Origin of the sequence: Pareuzebyella sediminis (genome assembly GCF_008367235.1) — a bacterium.
GTDB classification, from domain to species: Bacteria; Bacteroidota; Bacteroidia; order Flavobacteriales; family Flavobacteriaceae; genus Pareuzebyella; species Pareuzebyella sediminis.
In genome coordinates this window covers 330,833-354,873 of record NZ_VTZS01000004.1, presented here as the reverse complement: position 1 = coordinate 354,873, position 24,041 = coordinate 330,833, and the positions used below count along the sequence as shown (strand labels likewise).

At 42.1% G+C, this 24,041-nt stretch carries 16 protein-coding genes and 1 tRNA gene; 4 read left to right on the top strand and 13 right to left on the bottom strand.

All coding sequences use genetic code 11. From position 1 onward, the window contains the following. Positions 1-68 precede the first annotated feature (68 nt). Together pckA and F2B13_RS15645 are read left to right on the top strand one after the other, a co-directional pair. Complete coding sequence (gene pckA / locus F2B13_RS15650; RefSeq protein WP_149304629.1) at positions 69-1,667, top strand: phosphoenolpyruvate carboxykinase (ATP); 1,599 nt, start codon at positions 69-71, stop codon at positions 1,665-1,667. A gap of 136 nt (positions 1,668-1,803) precedes the next feature. Continuing rightward, positions 1,804-4,065, top strand: a complete 2,262-nt coding sequence (locus tag F2B13_RS15645; protein WP_149304628.1) for an acyl-CoA dehydrogenase family protein — start codon at positions 1,804-1,806, stop codon at positions 4,063-4,065. Here F2B13_RS15645 and F2B13_RS15640 read toward each other — a convergent pair whose 3' ends face one another. The 9 genes from F2B13_RS15640 to F2B13_RS15600 form a co-directional block, all read right to left on the bottom strand. Continuing rightward, the gene (locus F2B13_RS15640; protein WP_149304627.1) at positions 4,066-4,887 is read right to left on the bottom strand and encodes a GIN domain-containing protein; all 822 of its coding nucleotides are present in this window, start codon (positions 4,885-4,887) and stop codon (positions 4,066-4,068) included. It lies immediately after the preceding gene. Positions 4,888-5,050: 163 nt separating this feature from the next. Beyond that, positions 5,051-6,880: a cytochrome c oxidase subunit I gene (locus F2B13_RS15635; RefSeq protein WP_149276723.1), complete on the bottom strand. Its 1,830-nt coding sequence runs from the start codon at positions 6,878-6,880 to the stop codon at positions 5,051-5,053. A gap of 72 nt (positions 6,881-6,952) precedes the next feature. Next, entirely contained in the window at positions 6,953-8,059 is a 1,107-nt protein-coding gene (locus F2B13_RS15630; RefSeq protein WP_149276722.1) for a cytochrome c oxidase subunit II, read from the bottom strand. A 30-nt stretch (positions 8,060-8,089) separates the two neighbouring features. Continuing rightward, positions 8,090-9,415 (bottom strand): quinol:cytochrome C oxidoreductase, encoded by a 1,326-nt coding sequence (locus tag F2B13_RS15625; RefSeq protein WP_149276721.1) that lies wholly within the window; start codon positions 9,413-9,415, stop codon positions 8,090-8,092. A 16-nt stretch (positions 9,416-9,431) separates the two neighbouring features. After that, a complete protein-coding gene (locus F2B13_RS15620) occupies positions 9,432-9,995 on the bottom strand; it encodes a c-type cytochrome (protein WP_149276720.1) in 564 nt (187 codons plus the stop codon). Positions 9,996-9,997: 2 nt separating this feature from the next. Continuing rightward, a complete protein-coding gene (locus tag F2B13_RS15615) occupies positions 9,998-10,528 on the bottom strand; it encodes a DUF3341 domain-containing protein (RefSeq protein ID WP_149276719.1) in 531 nt (176 codons plus the stop codon). A 55-nt stretch (positions 10,529-10,583) separates the two neighbouring features. Further along, positions 10,584-12,347: an NrfD/PsrC family molybdoenzyme membrane anchor subunit gene (gene nrfD / locus F2B13_RS15610; RefSeq protein ID WP_149276718.1), complete on the bottom strand. Its 1,764-nt coding sequence runs from the start codon at positions 12,345-12,347 to the stop codon at positions 10,584-10,586. 34 nt (positions 12,348-12,381) lie between these two features. Then, complete coding sequence (locus F2B13_RS15605; RefSeq protein WP_149276717.1) at positions 12,382-15,552, bottom strand: TAT-variant-translocated molybdopterin oxidoreductase; 3,171 nt, start codon at positions 15,550-15,552, stop codon at positions 12,382-12,384. 34 nt (positions 15,553-15,586) lie between these two features. Next, positions 15,587-16,960 (bottom strand): c-type cytochrome, encoded by a 1,374-nt coding sequence (locus tag F2B13_RS15600; protein ID WP_149276716.1) that lies wholly within the window; start codon positions 16,958-16,960, stop codon positions 15,587-15,589. A gap of 231 nt (positions 16,961-17,191) precedes the next feature. Here F2B13_RS15600 and F2B13_RS15595 point away from each other — a divergent pair, with 231 nt between their 5' ends. Beyond that, the gene (locus F2B13_RS15595; protein ID WP_232623042.1) at positions 17,192-17,566 is read left to right on the top strand and encodes an SPOR domain-containing protein; all 375 of its coding nucleotides are present in this window, start codon (positions 17,192-17,194) and stop codon (positions 17,564-17,566) included. A gap of 31 nt (positions 17,567-17,597) precedes the next feature. On the opposite strand, the gene infB is transcribed toward F2B13_RS15595, so the two are convergent. The 3 genes from infB to rimP are packed head-to-tail and all read right to left on the bottom strand — an operon-like array spanning position 17,598 to position 22,015. Continuing rightward, positions 17,598-20,264 carry a translation initiation factor IF-2 gene (gene infB / locus F2B13_RS15590; RefSeq protein ID WP_149276715.1) on the bottom strand — a complete coding sequence of 889 codons (2,667 nt, stop codon included), beginning with the start codon at positions 20,262-20,264 and terminating at the stop codon, positions 17,598-17,600. Positions 20,265-20,307: 43 nt separating this feature from the next. Next, positions 20,308-21,540, bottom strand: coding sequence for a transcription termination factor NusA (nusA, locus tag F2B13_RS15585; protein WP_149276714.1), 1,233 nt, complete (start codon positions 21,538-21,540; stop codon positions 20,308-20,310). Between the two features lie 13 nt (positions 21,541-21,553). After that, positions 21,554-22,015: a ribosome assembly cofactor RimP gene (gene rimP, locus F2B13_RS15580; protein ID WP_149276713.1), complete on the bottom strand. Its 462-nt coding sequence runs from the start codon at positions 22,013-22,015 to the stop codon at positions 21,554-21,556. Between the two features lie 280 nt (positions 22,016-22,295). On the opposite strand from rimP, the gene F2B13_RS15575 reads away from it, so the two are divergent. After that, the gene (locus F2B13_RS15575; RefSeq protein ID WP_149304626.1) at positions 22,296-23,621 is read left to right on the top strand and encodes a cation:proton antiporter domain-containing protein; all 1,326 of its coding nucleotides are present in this window, start codon (positions 22,296-22,298) and stop codon (positions 23,619-23,621) included. A gap of 294 nt (positions 23,622-23,915) precedes the next feature. Here the strand turns inward: F2B13_RS15575 and F2B13_RS15570 are convergent. Next, a tRNA-Gln gene (locus F2B13_RS15570) sits at positions 23,916-23,987 on the bottom strand. Positions 23,988-24,041: the final 54 nt, after the last annotated feature.

Sequence of the window (24,041 nt, the reverse complement as noted above, 5' to 3'; positions counted from 1 at the left end):
TTACTTATCAAAATGGTCACCTTTGTTTGTAACAAAAAAGCAATTACAAGAACCCTAAAAAATACAAGATGGCAACTTTCAATCTTCAACAATACGGTATAGACACCGAAAAAATATATAGAAATAGCAGTGTACCCGTGCTTTATGAATTGGGCCTAAGGCTTGAGAAGGGTACGGCAATTTCCGACGTAGGGGCGTTAATGACCTATTCGGGCGAAAAAACGGGCCGGAGCCCCAAAGACAAAAGAATTGTTAAGCATCCAGATTCCGAAAACAATATAGATTGGGGAAGCATTAATATCGGTCTTGACGAGCATACCTTTATGGTTAATCATGAACGTGCTTTAGATTATCTGAATATTTGTGAACACCTCTATGTCGTGGACGCCTTTGCAGGTTGGGATCCTAATTACCGGATTAAAACGCGCATCGTATGTACACGTGCCTACCATGCATTGTTTATGCAAAACATGTTGATTATGCCCAGCAAGGAAGAGCTGGCAAATTTTGGCGAACCTGATTACGTAATCTTCAATGCGGGTCAATTTCCTGCAAACCGATATACGTCTGAAATGACTTCCAAAACCAGTGTTGACCTAAACCTTGAGCGCAAGGAAATTGTCATTTTGGGCACAGAATATGCCGGAGAAATGAAAAAGGGCATCTTCTCGGTCATGAACTATCTGATGCCTTTGCAAGGAGTGCTTCCTATGCACTGTTCGGCCAATGTCGGTGAGAAAGATGATGTTACCATTCTTTTTGGACTTTCGGGGACAGGTAAAACGACGTTAAGTGCCGACCCCAAAAGAAGGTTGATCGGCGATGACGAACATTGCTGGACCGATGAAGGCACCTTCAACATCGAGGGAGGATGTTATGCCAAAGCTATAAATCTTTCTGCTGAAAACGAGCCAGACATTTATAATGCCATTAAATTCGGAACCGTTTTGGAGAATGTAGCATATGACGAAGAAACCCGGAAAGTAGATTATACCGATGTATCGATTACTCAGAATACAAGGGCTTCCTATCCCATTCACTATATCGACAATATACAAATGCCATGCGTGGCCGGGCATCCCAAAAACATCATTTTCTTGACTTGTGACGCCTTCGGTATTTTGCCCCCTATCAGCAGATTGACCCCAGAACAGGCCAGTTATCATTTTATTTCGGGTTATACCGCCAAGGTAGCAGGGACAGAAATGGGCGTCACCGAACCTGAAGCCACCTTTAGTGCCTGCTTCGGTGCAGCCTTCATGATGTGGCACCCCAACAAATATGCCGAGTTATTAGCCGAAAAAATCAAATCACATGAGGTTACGGCATGGTTGGTGAATACGGGGTGGACCGGTGGAGCCTATGGAGTAGGAACACGTATCAAACTTAAATATACAAGGGCCATGATCGATGCCATTCATAATAGTGATTTCGATTCGGTCGAATATGTAACGGACGAAGCCTTTGGTTTTCAGATTCCAACGAACTGTCCGAATGTCCCTTCAGAGGTGTTGATCCCTGAAAATACTTGGCAAGACAAGCCTAAATACAAAGAGGTAAAACAAAAACTGATTACGCTTTTCAACCAAAATTTTAAACAGTTCGAGGCCAATGTTAATCCGGAAATTACGGCAGCCGGTCCAAAAAACTATGAGTTGCAATCATAGATAATTGCCTATTTGTTTTCCCAATCCCTGTTGCTTCGATGTAACAGGGATTTTTTTATCCCTGTATGTTTTAAAAAACCTGAGACAGATTTGGATTTATGTTCGAAAATAGACCGAAAAATCGTAATTTCATTTCATGCATAAGAACAGTTACTCCCCTGGAATTCTTCAATATATTCCATTTTTTTACGTCATCTGGTCAGATGACCTGGTGACCGTATCAGAACTCAATGTCGTTCAGAATGCCATAGCTAAAGACGCGACCTTATCAAAAAAGGATAGAAAACAGCTAGTCGATTGGCTAGATACTACCCGGCCACCCTCAAACGACGAATTGAAAAAATGGAAACGGGCCATTAATCAAGCATCCGTTAAATTGATCGAGAGCGACACCTATCCATTGACAAACTTTAGTCAGAGAGTCGTATGCCATTATCAAGAGGAATGCCCTTTAAACGAACAACTAAAACACATAGAAATCAATTTGGGCATACAGCCTAATCATTACAACCATTTATTTGACGTTGAAGTAGTTCATGAGCCTACCTCCAATTATTACAGTGCCTCAGAAATAGATAGTTTGCTTAAAGGAGCACATGCACTTGATATAGATACATTTAGGGAGACCCTAAAAAACCCCATCTTCAAATGGCAAGTACATAGAAAGAAGGAGGAGTTTCGAAAAATCGTTTTAGATCAAGTACAGTTTTTGGCGCAAAAAGGTTACGGGGCTTGGGCATATCCCGAAGCCTATGGTGGTAAAGACAACATGCAAGGATACGCCTATATGTTCGAAAACATGATGTATGTTGATGGCAGTCTTACCATTAAATTCGGTGTTCAATTTGGACTATTCGGGGGGAGCATACAAAAGCTCGGCACGAAAAAACATCACGATGCCTATTTGAAACGGACAGGTGAAGCTAAGTTATTAGGCTGTTTTGCCATGACGGAAACAGGCCACGGTTCTAATGTACGCGGCATCAAGACCACGGCCACCTATGACAAAGATACCGATAGCATCGTCGTTCATACCCCGGGGAAAAATGATAATAAAGAATATATAGGCAATGCCCTTCATTCTAAGATGGCGACGGTTTTTGCCCAATTGATCGTTGCAGGCAAGAACCAAGGTGTTCATGCCGTTTTGGTACCCGTTCGCAATGAAAAGCATGAACTGTTACCAGGAGTAACCATAAAGGACAATGGCTATAAATTAGGCCTGAACGGCGTCGATAATGGAAAAATATGGTTCGACCAAGTTTCGGTGCCTAGGGCCAACTTACTCGACCGATATGGCGAAATAACCGAGGATGGTAGGTACCATTCTCAAATCAAAAATCCGAACAAACGTTTTTTTACCATGCTAGGCACCTTGGTTGGAGGTAGAATCTGTGTTGCCCGGGCCGGCTTGGGAGGCGCAAAATTTGCTTTAGCCGTTGCCATCAACCATGCTTTGAAACGCCGGCAGTTCAATGACAGTATAAAGGTTCAGGAAGACCTTCTGATGGATTACCCTACCCATCAGCTACGATTGACCCCCCTTATAGCAAGTGCCTATGTATACGATATTGTATTGAATAAGGTAATGGAAACCTACTGTGACGAAAACCAGCCCGATAAACGCAAGGTCGAAACCCAAGTAGCGGGTCTAAAATCAATAATTACCTGGTATGCCAATTCGACCATTCAAGAATGCCGTGAAGCATGTGGGGGCAAAGGGTATCTATTGGAAAACCGTATTGCCGACTTAAAGGGCGATGTGGATATTTTCACCACTTTCGAAGGCGACAACACCGTGCTTTTGCTATTAGCTGCGAAGGGTGTCTTATCCGATTTTCGAGCCGAGTTCAACAGTGCGGGTTTTGCTTCGGTGCTGAAGATCATTAGCATGCAATTAAGCGATACGTTGACCACTATAAACCCTATATATTCCAACAAGGTAGATAAGGAACATTTATACAACCCAAAATTTCACAAACATGCCTTTACCTATAGAACAAGAAGACTGACCTATACCCTTGCCATGCGTATTAGGGATTACATAAAAAAGGGAGTTCCCTCATATCAGGCCTTTTTAAAGGTGCAGACTCATTTACTTGCTTTGGGAAAGGCTTACAGTCACGAACTGGCCTATACCCTATTTACAGATTTTACGGAAACCATTACCGACGAAAAAAACCGTCAATTATTCAAACAACTAGGCACTTTGTATGCCCTTCATGAAATTCGCCGAGATGCTTCATGGTATTTAGAGCAAGGTTATATGGGCAGCAATAAGTCTAAAGCTATAAGGCAACGTGTAGAGCGCTTATGTACCGAGCTACGACCACACGTAAAAGTGTTGGTAGATGGTTTCGGTATTCCCGAACACTGTATGACAGCGCCAATAGCCTAATTACTTTTCTTTGTGAAGTTCCGACGTATCTAAAAACTCCAAAATTTTAATTTCAGCTGCACCGAACAAATACGTCTTTGATGAACCCCTTGAGGTAAGTTCTAACGTACTAAGGGCATTAATATGGGCAGAGCTACGATCTTGTAGTGTTAAAAATACCGCCTCTGCCTCCAATCGTTCTCCTTCCAAATCGGAACTTTCGATAAGATTAGCCCTGAGTTCTTGTGTTGTTCCCTCTAATTGAACCTTTGCATTGGCATACAATTTAAGCGTATTCAAATCACCTGCCGCGTATATTCGAGCATCAGTTTTATCCTTGAGCACAAAATTCATTACCTCGCCGTTAAATTTAAATTCGCCAGAGCTGTTTTCTTCCATATTCAAGTTGATCGATGGAGCATTCGCTTCAATTTCCAATTTTGACCTTCCGTACGTATTGATATAAATCTCATCTGTGGCAATTGCTCCATCGGTAATAACCCTTCCATCAAATAAGGTTATGGAATCTATATGCTCGTAATTCACCTTGATATCAAGCTTTTTACTCCGTGTAATGTTATAGAACGCGCTTATCACTAAAGTACCATTTTCAACCTCAAACTTTAATACGTCTATCAGGTTATCGTCTGCGGTAATTTCATAGCCTTCCCGCGCCGAGTTACGAATTCTAATTTCGAGGTCATCCTTTAATTCAATCGCATTGAAAGGCGGTAAGTCTTGCTGCACATCGACAACCTTTCTATTGCCCTTAATTTTTGGCTTCCTTTGGGCAGAAATTTGAAAGCATACAAGTATGCTCGCCAAAATAAATATATTTTTCATTATTTTATTTTCATACGTTCTCTAGTGCATCGAAGATAGAGCATGCCAGATATAAAAGCGAGGTTATCTAAACTTTACACTCGAAAAAACATAAAATAAAAGTATCAAAAAAAAATGCCCTACTAAGAAAGTCGGGCATTTTTATTTGAGCTAGTTCAGAGTATCAATGTTGCAATTCTTCCTCATCCTTTTGAAGCGGAACTGTTTGTGGAACAAAATCTTGACCGGGTATAATATATTCCCCATTTTCATCGACCTTACTGTAATCATAGGCCCATCGATGTACCTCAGGAATCGGACCGTCCCAATTTCCATGAATATGCTTTACCTCGGCTGTCCATTCCAACGTATTTGATTTCCAAGGATTCTTAGGTCCTTTCTTACCATAGAAAATACTTGAAATGAAATTATAAAGGAAGACCAACTGGGCAAGCCCGGCTATTAAAGCGAATACTGTCATTAAAACTTGTACATCGGTAAGATCATCGAACATCGGGAATGCCGTATTCTCATAGTATCGTCTCGGTACTCCCGCCATACCCACAAAATGCATCGGGAAGAATACACCGTAGGCGCAAACTGCAGTTATCCAAAAATGAATATACCCCAGATTCTTATTCATCATCTTACCTTCGAACATTTTGGGAAACCAATGATAAACCCCTGCAAAAAGACCATAAAGGGCAGAGATACCCATTACCAAGTGAAAGTGCGCTACCACAAAATAGGTGTCGTGAACGTTAATATCTAAAGTACTATCCCCTAAAATTATACCAGTTAATCCCCCGGTGATAAATGTTGATACCAAGCCAATGGAAAAGAGCATCGCCGGATTTAACTGTAGATTTCCCTTCCATAACGTGGTAATATAATTAAAAGCCTTAACCGCCGAGGGAATCGCAATCAATAGGGTAGTAAATGTAAAAACCGATCCTAGAAAGGGGTTCATTCCAGAAATAAACATGTGGTGTCCCCAAACTATGGTCGAAAGAAATGCTATCGCCAATATAGAAGCAACCATAGCACGATAACCGAAAATGGGTTTTCTTGCGTTGGTAGACATTACCTCAGAGGTAATCCCCAAGGCCGGAAGCAGTACGATGTATACCTCCGGGTGTCCTAAAAACCAAAATAAATGCTCATAAAGCACTGGCGATCCACCTTGATAATGCAATACTTCTCCTTGGATGAAAATGTCGGAGAGGAAAAAGGAAGTACCAAAGCTTCTATCCATAATCAATAACAAGGCTGCGGACAATAAGACCGGAAAGGAAATAACACCGATAACGGCAGTTACAAAAAAAGCCCAAATTGTCAACGGAAGTCGTGTCATCGACATACCCTTGGTTCTAAGGTTGATTACCGTGACGATGTAATTCAATGATCCTAACAAGGAAGAAGCAATAAAGATGGCCATGGACACTAGCCACAATGTCATACCCATACCCGAGCCTGATTGCGCCATAGGCAAAGCACTTAATGGGGGGTAAATCGTCCATCCGGCAGCGGCGGGGCCTGCTTCCACAAATAAGGATAGTATCATTATAAATGACGAAGTAAAAAACAGCCAATATGAGACCATGTTCAAAAATCCGGACGCCATATCCCGGGCTCCAATTTGCAATGGAATCAAAAGATTACTAAATGTACCACTTAATCCAGCCGTCAATACAAAGAAAACCATTATGGTACCATGAATGGTAACCAATGCCAAATAGATATCGGCATCCATTACACCGTCAGGAGCCCATTTACCCAATAAGGTTTCGAACATTACATTAGCCTCTCCAGGCCATGCCAATTGCATTCTGAACAATAAAGACATCGCGATTCCCACGAAACCCATAATCAAGCCCGTAATCAAATACTGCTTGGCTATCATTTTATGGTCTTGACTGAAAATGTATTTTGTTACAAAAGTTTCTTTGTGGTGATGATGCCCATGATCATCGTGTGCATGATCATCTACGTGTGCATGTGCTGTTACAGACATAATCTAAATTTTTATTCTTTTAATTTCTTTTTATAGCTTACTTAACCTTTTCTATCGTTTGCAAAAACCAGACTAAAGACCAGCACTTGCCGCCCCTCTTGTGGTATTAAAAGCCGGCTGAGGTTCGTCGGTGATTACCGTTTCCGCAAAGGTCTTTTGTTGCGCCATCCATGCCTCGTACTCTTCCTGAGTCTCCACAATAATTTTCATTTGCATGTTATAATGGGATTTTCCACATATCTTATTACATAGCAAGATGTAATCAAACTCCCAAGGATCTGAATTATCTTCTCCATTGGCAGCCCTTTCAGACCTTATTTCGTTGGTACGTTTCACCTTATCTATGACATCGGGATTTTGGCGCATTTCTTCCGTTGTCTTCGTTGGAGTAAACGAAAATTGAGTTATCATGCCAGGCACACAGTTCATTTGTGCCCTAAAATGTGGCATGTAAGCAGAATGTAATACATCTTGAGAACGCATCTTAAAATTCACCTTTCTTCCAACGGGAAGGTGAAGTTCTTTAACGATTACATCGTCTGAGGCATAGGTATCCGATTCATCAAGGCCCAGTACATTCGCCTTGTTGATGTCAATCATTCTAACATTGGCTGCACCAAGAACATTGTCTTCTCCCCCGTATCTCGCTGTCCAGTTAAACTGTTGAGCATAAAGTTCTACGATAAGCGGATCGCCTTCGTCATTGACATCCATAATATTGGTCCAAGTATACAAGCCCCATAGAATAAGACCTGCCAACGTAATAACTGGTATAATTGTCCAAATAAATTCAAGTCTATCGTTATCTGCATAAAAAAGTGCCTTCTTTCCTTTTTCGCCCCGGTATTTATATCCGAAATAATGCAGCAAGAGCTGAGTAATGGTCTGCACTATGAAAATGATTACGAAAGAAATAAGCATAAGTCGATCATAGCCATCGCCATGTTCTGAAGCTGCCTCTGGGAGCAGAAATTTACCATACTGCCAAAAGCTAAAAATAGTAATGGCATATATAAATATCAGAAAAGCGAAAAGCAAATAACCGTTGGTCTTATTATCTGAATCATTAGCTATTTGGGTAGTTTCAGCCTTCAGTTGAGACAATTCGAATATTTTGGTCATTTGCCAAATCGCAATTGCCACTAGTGCCAAAACCGCTAAAATCAATACTGTAGTCATCGTATCTTTTACTATTATACGTTAAAATTACTAATAATGGAAATGCCTGCTCTCTTCGATGAACGGATTTCGTTTGGGTTGTAGCGGTGCGGTGGTCAACGCCCTGAACACCCAGAAAATGAATAATCCAGCAAAGAATAGTATCGCCCCTAATTCGGGAATACCGATAAACCATTGATCACCAACGGTCGACGGCATAATCATATTAAAAACATCTATGTAATGCCCCGCTAGAATGACGATACCTGTCAATATTACAAACCAATTGATCCGTTTGTAGTCGCTGTTCATTAGCAATAATACCGGGAATAAAAAATTCATGGCTACCATTCCGAAAAAAGGAAGTCTATAGTCAGCTATACGAGCCACATAATAGGTGACTTCTTCAGGAATATTAGAATACCAAATCAACATGAATTGAGAGAACCACAGATAAGTCCAAAAAATACTGATTCCGAACATGAACTTGGCCAAATCATGAATATGGCTATCGTTAACATCTGGCAAAAAGCCCTTTGACTTTAAATAAACCGTCACCATGGCGATTACCGTAATACCTGAAACGAACATACTGGCAAAAACATACCAACCAAATAAGGTACTGAACCAATGAGGTTCAACGCTCATTATCCAATCCCATGACATCATAGATTCGGTCACGAGGTAAAAAACCAAGAAACCTGCCGACCACTTGAAATTCAATTTGAAATTTGAATCATCCTTGGCTTCATCTTGTCTTATGGACAATTTCCTTGAATACTCACGATAGAAAATCCATCCTCCCAAAAATATGGCAGCACGTATTAAGAAGAAAGTTGGGTTCAAATATCCCGATTTCCCTTGTAATAAATGATCATGGGCCACCACCTCGGAATCCATCCATATAAAGAGGTGATTCATATGTAGCACTGAAAGTACTAGAATTACGAAAACAATAATTCCTCCAGGAACCAAATAAGCCGTTATTCCCTCCATTACTCGAAATAAAAGGGGAGACCATCCAGCCTGTGCTGCCCGTTGTATTGCGTAAAAGGCCAACACCCCCAATGCGATCATGAAGAAAAAGAAAGCGGCCACATAAAGCGCTGCCCAAGGTTTATTCTGTAAACGATGAAAGACATGTTCATCGTGCGAAGCACCGTGCTCTTCATTATGTGCGTCAGCTGACATGGCAGCATTGCCGTGATCCTCCGCTTCGGCATGTGAACTTCCATGGCCTTCTTCATGCGTTGCGACCATTGCTTTGGCCTCTTCTATCGAAGAAGGCGCCGATAAAAATCCAATGGCGATACCCAATACACCGACCGCCATTAAAATAAAGGAGCCAATTTTTAATCTATTTGAAAACGTATACATAGCGCTTCTCTAAATATTATTTCGTTAAGTCTTGTTTCAATTGCATTACATAGGCCGAAACCTGCCACATTTCTTTGGTATTCATTTGGGATGCATACGAACCCATGGAGTTTAACCCATAATGAATAGTGTGATAAGTCGTACCAATAGTAATATTTCGGGCAGGATCGTCATACTTTGGCACCCCCAAAATCTTTTCCCGCTTTACCAATGTACCTTGACCATCCCCTTTATCGCCGTGACATATTGCACAATATATGGTGTAGAGCTGACCACCCGTCGCCAAATCATCCTCAATATTCAATGAATCTAGAGGGCTTTTCTGTACTCTCGCCTGCTCTTTCCCCTCTAGCGTATTTTCATATCGATACGGCATCCAGCCACGAGGGATAGTATTTGAAGGAGGAACCAATGCCTCTTGATGATCGGGCAAAAAATCTACTTCGCCATAGGCTTCATACCCCACAGGTTCGTACATATTCGGCATATACTGAATATTGGGCTCGCGCACATCGTCGTAACACGACACCAACAAGAGCAAGCCGCCGAAAACCATTCCTATTTTAGTAAAACATTTCATATTTAATGCGTGTCTTTTTCGATTATATTAATCTCTACCGCGCCAGTATCAATAAGCAAATCCCTAAGTTCATTTTCGTTCTCATGAATCTCGATTTCCATTACAAAATGATCATCGGTCGTGCGTACATCAGGATTTTCGGCTTTTTTAAAGGGCCACAAACGACTTCTCAGATAAAATGTAATTACCATGAGGTGAGCGGCAAAAAATACCGTAAGCTCGAACATAATCGGTACAAAAGCCGGCATATTCTCGATATAGCTAAAACTTGGTTTACCACCAATATCTTGCGGCCAATCCTTGATCATAATAAAGTTCATCATGACTATGGCCACTGTAAGCCCTATACAACCATAAATAAAGGAGGTAATAGCAATTCGCGTTGGTGCCAAGCCCATAGCCTTGTCTAAGCCATGCACAGGAAATGGACAATATACTTCTTCAATATGATGTCTAGCTGCCTTTACTTTTTTAACGGCATGCATCAGCACGTCATCGTCATTGTAATAAGCATGTATCGTTTTTGATGCCATATTCTTTAATTCAGATAGGCTCCGCTTTTACAAGGCAGCCTATAATTTATGATGCCTATTTATTATTTTCTTTACTGCTTAATAATCTGGCCTGCCCAGCCCAATCATCACGTTGCGCCCTTCCAGGAAAAGATTCCGTAATAGAATCCAAAAGGTTATACTCCCTTTCCGTCATGCGAGCCACTTGAGCAAAGGTGTAAATACCGATTTGATTTAGAGTAGCCTCCATTTGAGGCCCTACTCCTTTGATTTTTTTCAAATCATCAGGCTTCTCGGTCGCCGGATCAAACGTACCTATGCTGCTCAACAACTCGGAAACACTTTGATCGGTATCTTTTTTCGGAACCACTTCTCCCATCAAAACATCATCGGTAATCGGTTGTTCATGTTCGATCTTCGAAGTAGCATTCATTTTCTCTATTTTGTACAGAGGCTTACCGGCATCCCTTAACTTCTTATACCGTTCCCCGGAAGATTTGAGAATCGACTTAACCTCGGCTTGGGCTATTACTGGAAAGGTTCTCGCATACAATAAGAACAATACGAAAAAGAATCCGATGGTTCCAATGAAGATACCTATATCTACAAATGTGGGAGAGAACATAGTCCAAGAAGATGGAAGGTAATCACGATGTAATGAGGTCACAATAATTACAAAACGTTCAAACCACATTCCAATATTAACCACGATAGAAATGAAGAAAGAAAACATGATACTGGTTCGCAATTTCTTGAACCACATAAACTGAGGAGAAAATACGTTACATGTCATCATTGACCAATAGGCCCACCAATACGGACCTGTAGCCCTGTTCAAGAAAGCATATTGTTCGTACTCTACTCCTGAATACCAAGCCATAAAAAGTTCAGTGATGTAAGCGCATCCCACAATAGAACCAGTAATCATTATTACAATGTTCATCAATTCGATATGCTGTACCGTAATATAAGCCTCGAGACTGCATACTTTTCTCATAATGATCAAGAGGGTGTTTACCATGGCAAAACCGGAGAAAATCGCCCCTGCCACAAAATATGGCGGAAAGATGGTGGTATGCCATCCAGGAATAACAGAAGTAGCAAAGTCAAAAGATACAATGGTATGTACCGAGAGTACCAAGGGAGTGGCCAAACCTGCCAACACCAAAGACACTTCTTCAAAGCGTTGCCAGTCTTTAGCGCGGCCGCTCCATCCAAAACTTAACAAACTATATATTTTCTTTTGGAAAGGCAATACCGCCCTGTCACGTATCATTGCAAAATCAGGTAACAATCCCGTCCACCAAAAGACCAAAGAAACCGAAAGATAAGTCGATATCGCAAAAACGTCCCAAAGCAAAGGTGAATTAAAGTTCACCCATAATGAACCGAATTGGTTGGGAATGGGTAAAACCCAGTAAGCCAACCATGGTCGCCCCATGTGTATGATAGGGAATAATCCCGCTTGGATCACCGAGAAAATGGTCATAGCCTCCGCAGAACGGTTGATTGCCATTCTCCATTTTTGGCGAAACAATAAAAGTACGGCAGAAATCAACGTACCGGCATGGCCGATACCTACCCACCAAACAAAATTGGTAATATCCCAAGCCCAGTTCACGGTCTTGTTCAACCCCCAAGTACCAATACCCGTAGAAATGGTATAGATAATGCAACCTATGCCCCAAAGGAATGCCACTAAGGAAATGGAAAAAACTATCCACCAATGCTTATTGGCCCTACCTTCAACAGGAGCGGCGATATCCACGCTAACATCGTGGTAGCCTTTATCCCCGACAACTAAGGGCTTTCGTATAGGTGCTTCGTAATGCGACGCCATAAAATTCTTTTATAGTTGTTTACTTAAATACGGTTTATGCTTCTTGCGTATTTCTCACTTTAACGTGATAGAAAACGTTTGGTTTTGTTCCCACATGCTCTAGCAAATGGTACATACGGTTACTCTCTGCCAATTCGGACACTTTACTTTCTTCATCGTTCACATCTCCAAATACAATAGCTCCGTTGCTACAAGCCGATGAACAAGCCGTCTGAAACTCTCCGTCTTCAACGGGTCGGCCTTCTCTTTTCGCATCCAAAATAGTCTTTTGGGTCTTTTGAATACACATAGAGCATTTCTCGATAACCCCTCGAGAACGTACGTTTACATCTGGATTCAGTACCATTTTGCCCAAATCATTGTTCATATGGTAGTCGAACTCATCGTTATTGTTATATAAAAACCAATTGAATCGACGTACCTTGTAAGGACAGTTGTTGGCGCAATATCGGGTACCTACACAGCGGTTATAAGCCATATGGTTCTGCCCTTGACGGCTATGAGACGTGGCAGCCACAGGACATACCGTTTCACACGGGGCATGGTTACAGTGCTGGCACATGACTGGCTGAAAAGCAACTTGAGGGTTGGCCGCAGGATCTTCCAACTCACCAAAACCGCCCAAAGAACCTTTATCTCCAGAAAGGCCATCAAACTCCTCCTTCTTAATATTGTCCTCTTCAAAAGTGTCTTCCGAAGAATAGTACCTATCGATACGCAACCAGTGCATATCACGGCTACGGCGCACCTCTTGCTTACCTACAACGGGAACATTGTTTTCAGCATGACAGGCCACTACACAAGCTCCACAACCCGTACATGCGTTCAAATCAATAGACATATTAAAATGATGCCCAACGGAACGGTCAAAACTTTCCCAAAGATCTACTGAAGTAGCCGGAACCTCTTGATGGTTCAAAGAAACTTGAGGCACGTGGTTCCACTCGGCATGATCCTTTGTGTTGAAAATCTCCAAGGTCGTTTCTTTAATGATATCACCTCTACCCATTAAAGTCTTGTGTAACTGAATACAGGCGAACTCATGAGTTCCGGAAGCCTTTTCTATAGTCGCGGATTGCGTAGCTTTAAAGTCATGGTAGAGCGGATAAGCATTAACTCCTGTCTGCATCTCCGACTTCATCCCCACTTTTTTTCCGTAACCAAATGAAAGTCCGATTGAACCGATAGCCTGGCCCGGCTGAATGATAACCGGTATATTGTTAACCGTGATACCATTGACCGTCACATTAGCATAGCTTCCATCAAGACCTCCGTTAGCGACATGCTCATTGATCAATCCCAAACGTTCGGCATCGGCTTTAGAGACAGTCAAATAATTATCCCATGAAACCCTAGTAATGGGATCAGGAAATTCTTGCAACCAAGGATTGTTCGCTTGCTGACCAGCTCCCATCCCAATTTTCGGATAAAGAGTTAGCTCCATGCCTCCACCACTTGTCGCATTGGTCAGGCTGTTTATGGCGGTAGCTATTGGAATAGCTCTTGTTTCGTCCATAGCACCTTCGGAAGAAGTCTCCGCTCCTTCTTTATCAGTGTCTTCAGAGGCCATATTTTGCGGGTCCGAATCGCTATTTTCAGAAAGCGAGACCGAAGCACTTGACACAGAAAATACACCGTCGTGTAAGGCTTTGTTCCAATCAGAACCACTCAATATAGCGGTATTCCAAGTTTCTTTTATATAATCGTAATACGTTTGATCACTGCCCAACCACTTCAAAAGTGAAGTTTGAAACTGGCGAGTATCGAAAAGCTCTCGGATAGTGGGTTGCATTAGGCTATAGTGACCTTTCTTGATCTCGACATCTCCCCATGATTCCAAATAATGATTAGCCGCCGCGGTATACTGGGTTACTTCGGTAGTTTCGTTCCAATTTGTAGAAAAAATCAGTGATAGCCCTACATTTTCGATACCTTCCTTAAAATCTGCAGCGTTCGGTAGGGTGTACATAGGGTTCACACCATCCATAATAAGCGCACCTACCTTTCCTGATTTCATATCGGAGATCAGCCTTTGAACTGACTGGGTATTGCCTTGTCTCACATATTTCGGTGCGGCAGGGTCAAAAGCTTTACTGCCCAACATCTCGTTGATTGCGAGTACTACTGCCTGTGCGTTTACATCATCAAGACCGGTGACTACCACTGCGTCCTCTCCACTTCGTCGAATTTGAGCGGCCACATTGTCGATGGTCATCTGCACATTTTCAGGAAGCTCGCCCCCAACACTTGTCCCATTTAATTTGGCGTATAATTTCGCCAAAGCAATCCGTTGTTGCATCGGAGTCAAAGGCACCCGTTTATCTGCATTGGCTCCACTCAGTGACATATTAGCCTCGAACTGCACATGACGCGACATTTTTCCGTTTTTTGGTACGCGCCCTTTTGCGTAGCCACTGTCATATCCACCACCTTGCCAGTCCCCAAGAAAATCTGCACCAAAAGAAACAATTAAATCTGCCTTTTCGAAATCATAATCGGCCAAAGCCCTTTCACCATACTTACTTTCAAAAGCAGTAAGAGCGGCGTCTTCGGAAATAGCATCGTAAACCACATGATTAACGTTCCCGTAGGCGGCCTTCAACTCACCTATAAGTCTTTTGGTAGACGGACTCGCATAGGTTTGGGTCAACAGGGCAATTTGCTGTGGCGAGTTACTCAAACTCCCCATTTTGGACTTAACAGCAGCGTCTACTGCATTCCACTCAACAGGCTCCCCGTTGGCCAAAGGGCCTTGGAGTCGGGTACTATCGTACAAAGAAAGAACAGAGGCCTGCACCCTAGCATTGGCACCTCCGCCGACCTTTGCATCTTTATTATTCTCTACTTTAATGGGCCTTCCCTCCCGGGTCTTGATCAAAATACTGGCAAAATCGAAACCATTGGCAATGGTGGTCGCATAAAAATTCGCAACCCCAGGAATAATATTTTCCGGCTGAACTACATAAGGGATAGATTTATGGACAGGTCCTTCACAAGCCGCCATCGCCGCTGCCGCCGTACTGAAACCTACATACTTAAGAAAATCCCTCCTATTGGTCGATGAAGATGAAAGGCCTTCCTTATCACCCAAGAAATCATCGACGGGTATATCTTCCACAAATTCGTTCTGCCTTAGCGTCTCAACAATGGAATCGTTAGGATTTAACTCCGCCTCGTTCTTCCAATATTTCTTGTTTGATGCCATACTTTTTTATGTAATTAGCTACTTTCTTTATCAATTAATAATGACACTTTCCGCACTCTAGCCCGCCCATTTGGGCAGCGGTCAACTGATCAACTCCGTACTTCTTGGAAAGTTCTGCATGAATTTTTTCGTAATATTCATTGCCCTCTATTTTTATATTGGTCTCACGATGGCAATTGATACACCAACCCATTGTCAAAGGCGAATATTGGTACATAACCTCCATTTCTTCAACTGGACCATGACATTGTTGACATTGAATACCGGCAACACTCACGTGTTGCGAGTGATTGAAATAAGCAAAATCAGGAAGATTGTGAATTCGCACCCACTCTACTGGCTTGCTCTCCCCGGTATACCGTTGATTTTCCACGTCCCATCCTACAGCGGTATAAAGCTTTTTAATCTCATTGTTATAATCTACCCCATATTCTTGCTTCCCCTCTTGCAAGGTTTCATCGGCAACCTGATATATGGATTTATGACAGTTCATACAGACATTCAATGAAGGGATACCGGAGTGTTTGGAAACCCTAGCGGAAGAATGACAGTACTTACATTCAATCTTATTGTCACCGGCATGGATACGATGTGAATAATGAATAGGCTGAATAGGTTCATATCCCTGATCTACCCCCACTTGCATCATCCAACCATAAGCGAAATAAGCACTTCCCAACAATAGGAAAATAACGGTCACTAAAACCAAAAACTGGTTTTGGGCAAAAGCCTTCCAAATAGGAGTGCGTTTCTCGGCCAACTCCTTTTCATAAACCACTCCATTGGCCTCGGCAATGCGTCGAAGGGTTTTGTTCACCAAGAAGAGCATCATCACCAGTAACGCAAAGACAACGGCCAAAGCTCCTAAAATAATCTCGTTTGAAATACCGGAAGCATCCCCGCCTCCCGTTTGAGCTCCACCGGTGGCCGAAGTCGCCGCTGCGACAGGAGCCGGTGGTGGCGCAGCCGTATACGCCAAAATATTATCAATATCAGCATTTGACAGCGTCGGAAAGGCAGTCATCGCGGCCTGATTGTATTCGTTATAAATTTTATTCGCGTAGGCATCTCCCGAAGCAATTGTTCCAGGGCTATTCTTGATCCATCCGTACAACCAATCACGATCCAACCCCTCTTCTTCTTGCAAACGGGATTCGACATTGGCCAAGGCAGGCCCGGTCATTTTACGGTTCAAGGCATGGCAAGCCGCACAATTCTGATTGAATAAAGCCTTTCCCGCAACGGGGTCCCCGTCACTTTCCGCGGCCGTATCCGAGCCGGCCTCGGCAGCAGGCTGTTCAGACGCCGCATCTTCTTGGGCATAAATAGAAGCGGAAAACAGTAGGAAAAATAATACAGTTATACCTAGGATCTTAGAAATTGGATGGCGGTACGGAACCTTTTTCATATTGGATTTTATTTCTATAGAAATCTTGGCACGATAATTTCGACATAGGAATAATGGCCTTATTTTATCCGTGCTAAAATTGAACGCAAAAATACGACATAGACTTTATTTTGAAAATGTTAACGTATTTATAATTTATAATTTATAACTGTTCTAAATAACCGTGGAATACTGTGCCATACCTCATAAAAATTTACTTTTGTCTAAAATATTAAAACCCAATAAATTCGGATGATGAAAACCATAATCGCTCTTTCATTCAGTGCGCTATCTTTTGTTTTTGCCCATGCGCAACAGGGAACGCTAAATATTGAACAAGACCAAAAAATAACCGATTTATTGGATATTTATAAGACTGCAAACGAAAGTTCCGATTACTTTAGGATACAAGTGGGCTTTGGTTCATATGATGAAGCACAGAACATTCAGTCAAAAGTGGAACAAGATTTTCCAGACCTTCCTTCGAAAATCGATTTCGATTCTCCCACATATCGTGTTCGAATTGGCCGATTTCGAAATAGATTGGATGCCGAACGGAAGTTTATGGAAATACGGAAAAAATATCCGGATGCGATGTTATTACAACCAAAAAAATCGACCCGATAAGGTCGATTTTTTTTTTGAGGGTATTGTTTACTTATTTGGATTTCAACTTTTTCTTCACGGCTACTTCTTGGAAAGCCTCAACAATATCACCTTCTTTGATATCGTTATAGTTTTTTATCTGAAGTCCGCAATCATATCCTTTGGCCACTTCTTTTACGTCGTCTTTAAAACGCTTGAGTGAAGCGAGCTCACCCGTAAAGACCACTACGCCATCGCGAATAAGTCGAATGCCCGAATTTCTAAAGATCTTACCGTTGGTCACCATACACCCTGCGATAGTACCGACTTTTGAAATCTTGAACGTTTCGCGAATTTCTGCCGTACCTGTTATCTCCTCTTTTATCTCAGGTGACAACATACCTTCCATGGCATCTTTCAGGTCGTTAATCGCATCATAAATAATGGAATACATACGGATGTCAATCTCTTCTTTCTCTGCGACATCCCTGGCATTACCCATTGGCCTTACGTTAAATCCAATAATAATTGCATCGGAGGCTGAGGCCAACAATACATCAGATTCGGTAATGGCACCTACACCTTTGTGAATAATGTTCACTTGTATCTCTTCGGTAGAAAGCTTCTGGAACGAATCGGTCAACGCCTCGACCGAGCCATCGACATCACCTTTCAAAATGATATTCAATTCTTTAAAGTCTCCTAGGGCGATTCGTCTTCCAATTTCATCCAAGGTGATATGTCGCTGCGTTCTAACCGATTGTTCTCGCTGCAATTGTGAACGTTTCGAAGCTATTTGTTTCGCCTCGCGCTCATCTTCCAATACATTAAATTTATCACCTGCCTGAGGTGCACCATCAAGCCCAAGAATCGAAACCGGGGTAGCTGGTCCGGCCTCCTCGATTACATTCCCGCGTTCATCGTGCATCGCCTTAATCTTTCCGCTATGAGTTCCTGCCAACACATAATCCCCTATCTTAAGGGTACCTCCCTGAACCAAAATGGTGGACACATAACCCCGACCTTTATCCAAAAAGGCTTCTACAACGGTTCCGTTAGCCACCTTGTCCGGATTTGCTTTCAACTCTAAAAGTTCGGCCTCAAGCAGTACTTTTTCCAACAGCTCCTTCACCCCTTCCCCAGTCTTGGCAGAAATATCGTGCGATTGTATCTTTCCTCCCCAATCTTCAACCAAAAGGTTCATCTGGGCGAGACCTTCTTTAATTTTATCAGGATTGGCTGTGGGCCTATCGATTTTATTAATGGCGAAAACTATGGGAACACCGGCCGCTTGCGCATGGCTTATGGCCTCCTTGGTCTGTGGCATAATATCATCATCGGCCGCTATTACGATTACTGCAATATCGGTAACCTGGGCTCCCCTTGCTCTCATCGCGGTAAAAGCCTCGTGACCAGGAGTATCCAGAAATGCGATTTTTTGACCATCGTCCAAGGTAACCCCATACGCACCAATGTGCTGAGTAATCCCTCCACTTTCACCAGCTATTACGTTGGCTTCCCGAATATAATCGAGCAAAGAGGTTTTACCATGATCGACATGGCCCATGACCGTTACAATAGGGGCTCTCGGTTTTAAATCTTCCGGGGCGTCTTCCTCCACTTCTATAGACTCTTCCTGTTCGGCTTTCACAAAGTCTACTTCATAACCAAATTCATCGGCAACGATAGATAATGTTTCGGCATCCAATCTTTGGTTCATGGTTACCATGATACCCAAAGACATACAGGCCGAGATAATTTCCGTGGTAGACACATCCATCATTGTGGCAACTTCTCCAACGGTTACAAACTCGGTAACCTTTAGTACCTTACTGTCAAGTTCTTGCTGCTCAAGATCTTTCTCCGTCTGTTGACGGTGTTGATCCCGCTTGTCCCTTCTATATTTGGCACCCTTGCCCTTTTTCGATTTACCCTGTAATTTTTCAAGGGTCTCACGGATCTGCTTTTGCACATCTTCTTCGGTAGGCTCTACCTTAGCTGAAGAAAAACGCTTTCCACCCTTTTTAAAATCCCTATTTCCTCCTTTGTTCGAATCACTACCTGTCTTGGTAACAATACGTTTTCGTCGTTTCTTACGGTCACTACCGCTACCGCCAGTGTTTTTGGGCTCCTCCTTTTTCTTTTTAGGCTTTTTGAATTGGGAAAGATCTATCTTATCGGTAATCGTTGGACCGCTAAGTTTCTTATAATTCGTTTTCAGCCTATCTTCTTCCTGCCCCTTTTCCTTTGGAGCTTCCGTCTCTGGCTTACTCTCTTCCTTCGTTTCTACTACTTTATCTTCTTCTTTAGGGGCTTCGGGCTCTTTTACGGCTTCTTCCTCTTCTTTCTTTGGGGCCCCTTTTTTGTTTTGATCCAAATCAATCTTGCCTACAGTCTTTAACCCGCTGAGCTCGACCTTTCCGAGCATGGTTTTCTCTTCAGAAGCCGCAGCACGCTTCTCCCTAGCCAGCCTTCTTTCTTCCTGCTCTTGCTCCAATTGCAAACGCAAAGCTTCTTTCTCCTTACGTTTTTCCTCGCCGACTTCCTTAGAGGCAACCTTCTTGCTCTTATCGGTTTGGAACTCTTCTTGAAGCACTTCATAGACCTCATCGGAAATCTTTGTCGTGGGTCGCGCTTCAATTTCATGCCCTTTTGAGGCAAGAAAATCCACCGCCCGATCCAAAGAAATATTAAATTCTTTGAGGACTTTGTTAAGCCTTATTTTTGCAATGTCTGCCATAAATACAATCTCCTAATTCTCCTTAATAGCTGCTAATATATAGCTAATCTTCCAATTCTTCTTTTAGTATACGTACAACTTCGGAAATTGTCTCCTCCTCCAAATCCGTACGCTTTACCAAGTCATCAATATCTTGTTCCAAAATACTTCGGGCCGTGTCAAGACCTATTTTCTTGAATTCTTCAATTATCCAAGTATCGATTTCATCGCTAAATTCGGTCAATTCAACATCTTCTTCGACCCCTTCACGGAACACATCGATTTCATAACCAGTCAACTGACCCGCCAAACGTATGTTGTGTCCTCCACGGCCAATAGCTTTTGAAACTTCTTCTGGCCTCAAATATACCTGAGCCGTCATTTTTTCATCGTTGAGTTTCACCGACGAAACCCTTGCAGGGCTCAACGCCCTTGTTACCATTAATTGCGGATTGGCCGTCCAATTGATGACATCTATATTCTCATTTCCCAATTCACGTACTATACCGTGAATACGTGACCCTTTCATTCCCACACAAGCACCTACCGGATCAATACGGTCATCATAGGAATCTACTGCCACCTTGGCCTTTTCGCCAGGTATACGTACTGCTTTCTTGATAGTAATCAACCCGTCATAAACCTCGGGTATTTCTTGAAAGAACAACTGCTCCAGAAATTTAGGGGAACTTCTCGACATAATAATAGTGGGCTTGGTGCCTTTCAATTCTACACTTTCGATAATTCCACGCACGTTATCGCCTTTTCGGAAGAAATCGGAAGGTATCTGTCTGTCTTTTGGTAGGATAATTTCATTTCCCTCGTCATCTAATAAAATGATTGCCTTGTGCCGTATATGGTGTACCTCGGCCGTGTAAATCTCCCCTTCGAGATCTTTAAACTGCTTGTATATAGTGGTATTGTCGTGCTCATGTATTTTAGAGATCAGGTTTTGACGCAAGGCCAAAATAGCACGTCTCCCCAAATTGATCAATTTAACTTCTTCGGATACATCTTCGCCCACCTCAAAATCAGGTTCGATCTTACGGGCTTCCGATAACGATATTTCCTCATTGGGATCTTCGACCTCACCATCCTCGACGACTACACGGTTTCTCCAAATTTCCAAATCTCCTTTATCGGGGTTAATGATGATATCAAAATTATCATCCGAGCCGAATTTTTTCTTGAGGGCGTTGCGAAAAACGTCTTCCAAAATTGCCATCAGGGTGACCCTGTCTATGAACTTGTCGTCTTTAAATTCCGAAAAAGACTCAATTAACGCAATATTTTCCATTACTCTCTTACCGTTAAAATTTTAATATGACTTTTGCTTCCTTGATTTCAGAAAATTCGATTTCCTCTTTTTTCTGAACCGTTATTTTCCCTTTTCCGACAGGTTTTGGCTCCCTAGCTTTCCATGCTAGTACAATACCCTTATCGGTTGTTTCAATTAAATTTCCTTCAAACGTTTTGCTCTCGGTTACAACCTTCAATTTTCTTCCTATATTTTTAGTATACTGCCGAGGCATCGTGATGGGAGAAGCGGCCCCCGCCGAAGTAACTTCCAAAGAAAAATCATATTCGTCACGATCCAGATTATGCTCGATCGCCCTACTTATTTTAATACAATCTTGAAGCGTTACACCTTCATCGCCATCCAAGACCACCTTAATCGTATTATCGGCAGTCACCGAAAAATCAATTAAAAATAATGATTTATCCGCTGCTATGGCATCATCCAATAACGTTTTTACCTTGTCATTAAACATATCGTCCACCTTTACAAAAGCGTGTTCAGTTTTGCAAGATTACATACCCAAAATACTTTGTACTCTACATTCGGAGGCTTTCACCAAAGAAAATTCCAAAAATAAAAAAGAGGACTACATTGTCCCCTCACGAATACTTTATATCCTTTCAGTGGCGCAAATATACAATTTTTTTAATTTCTACAATATCCTTTTTGATTATTGAGTTCTATATAGCAGAACTGGTTCATAATTAAATCGCGAATCCTATTTTATGTAATCGACCTATCAAACCATTTTCATGGAAATATTTTCTTCGTACAATCTGATCATGGGGGCCGCGGCCATTGTTGTTATCTCATTTTGGTTCAATACCATTTCAAAAAAAACCAATATTCCCTCTGTACTTATGCTCATCGTTTTGGGCATTTCGTTGCAGTTTGGCCTAAATTACTTCATAGGAAGGGAAATCGATTTTGAAAAAAATTTAAGAGGTACACTTGAAATTATCGGAACTATCGGCCTCGTTATGATCGTGCTCGAAGCTGCGCTCGAACTCGAACTGAAGAAAGAAAAATTGATTCCAATACTTAAATCGTTGGCCATAGCACTTATCGGACTCATTGGGTCAGCATGGCTAGCTGCTTTGATATTATATCAGTTCATAGATGGGATGACCATGCAGTCGGCCTGGCTCTACGCTACGCCCCTTTCCATTCTGTCTAGCGCCATCATTATACCTAGTGTAAACGGTCTTAGGGAAGACAAGAAGGAATTTCATATTTATGAGAGTACCTTTTCGGATATAATGGGAATCATGATGTTCTATTTTCTGACCGGAGGGCTAGACTCCGAAACCGATTCTGGTGCCCTAGGATTTGCTGGCAATATCGCTTTGACTATCATTATTGCTATTGTGGCCAGTTATGCCCTCCTATTGATTTTTCAAAAGATCAAAAGCCAAGCCAAACAGTTCTTGCTAATCGCTGTACTACTCCTTTTATATGCCATTGGAAAGAAGATGCACCTTTCTTCACTGATCATCATATTGGTGTTCGGTCTTGTCATCGCCAATGTCAAAATCTTTTTCCCTGGCAAAACTGCCATTTTCTTGGAGCGGGAAAAGATGCACCAAATTTACCATGAACTGCATATCATAACTTTAGAAACGGCTTTTGTCGTACGCACTTTTTTCTTTGTTATTTTTGGTATTACCATTGTACTCTCTTCTTTATTAAGTATCACGGTGACCATGGTCAGCGTACTTATTATAATGTCGATTTACGTAGTTCGATTCTTACTACTCCGTGTTTTTTTGGGTAAAAACATTTTTCCTCAGGTCTTTGTCGCCCCTAGGGGTCTCATTACCATACTCCTTTTCTATGCGATACCTTCCAAAGCAGAGGTCGCAGGGTTTGAATCCGGTATTTTGCTCTTCGTAATTATTGCCTCCAGCTTGGTCATGACAGGGGCTATGATTCATGATAAAAAAAAGATGGGAACCCTATTGGATGAAATCGATGAAGAGCTTTTGGCGCGTAAAGAGGCAGAGGATGCGCTCTATAGTCAAAATACGCTTTCACCCGATTTACCTTCGCCTCCAGAGAGAACAGCGGCCCGAAACTAAGGTTTTACTGAAGTAATGGAGATCATCAAAAAAAGAGATGAATAACTCAAACATGGGCATAGGCCATACTTTGGAAACGGAAAGCTAACAAAGAATTTTAGAGATGAATCTGGAATAGAAGCTAATTTGTTTTCCCCTTAGCGACCGAATTGAAAACTGCCATTTAAAAAGCATATTGTAAAGCCATGAATGGCAGACCGCCATTGGTATCTTGAAATTCCCAAAACCCCTTAAAAGCCAATTCAGATCATAAAAAATCCCGGTACGTTTTCATACCGGGACTTCTGTTTCGCGTTGGCCCACTAGGACTCGAACCTAGAACGACTGGACCAAAACCAGCTGTGTTGCCAATTACACCATGGGCCATTAACCTTCTAAAGTGAAACCGAGTTCAACCTTAGAGCGTGCAAATTTAAAACA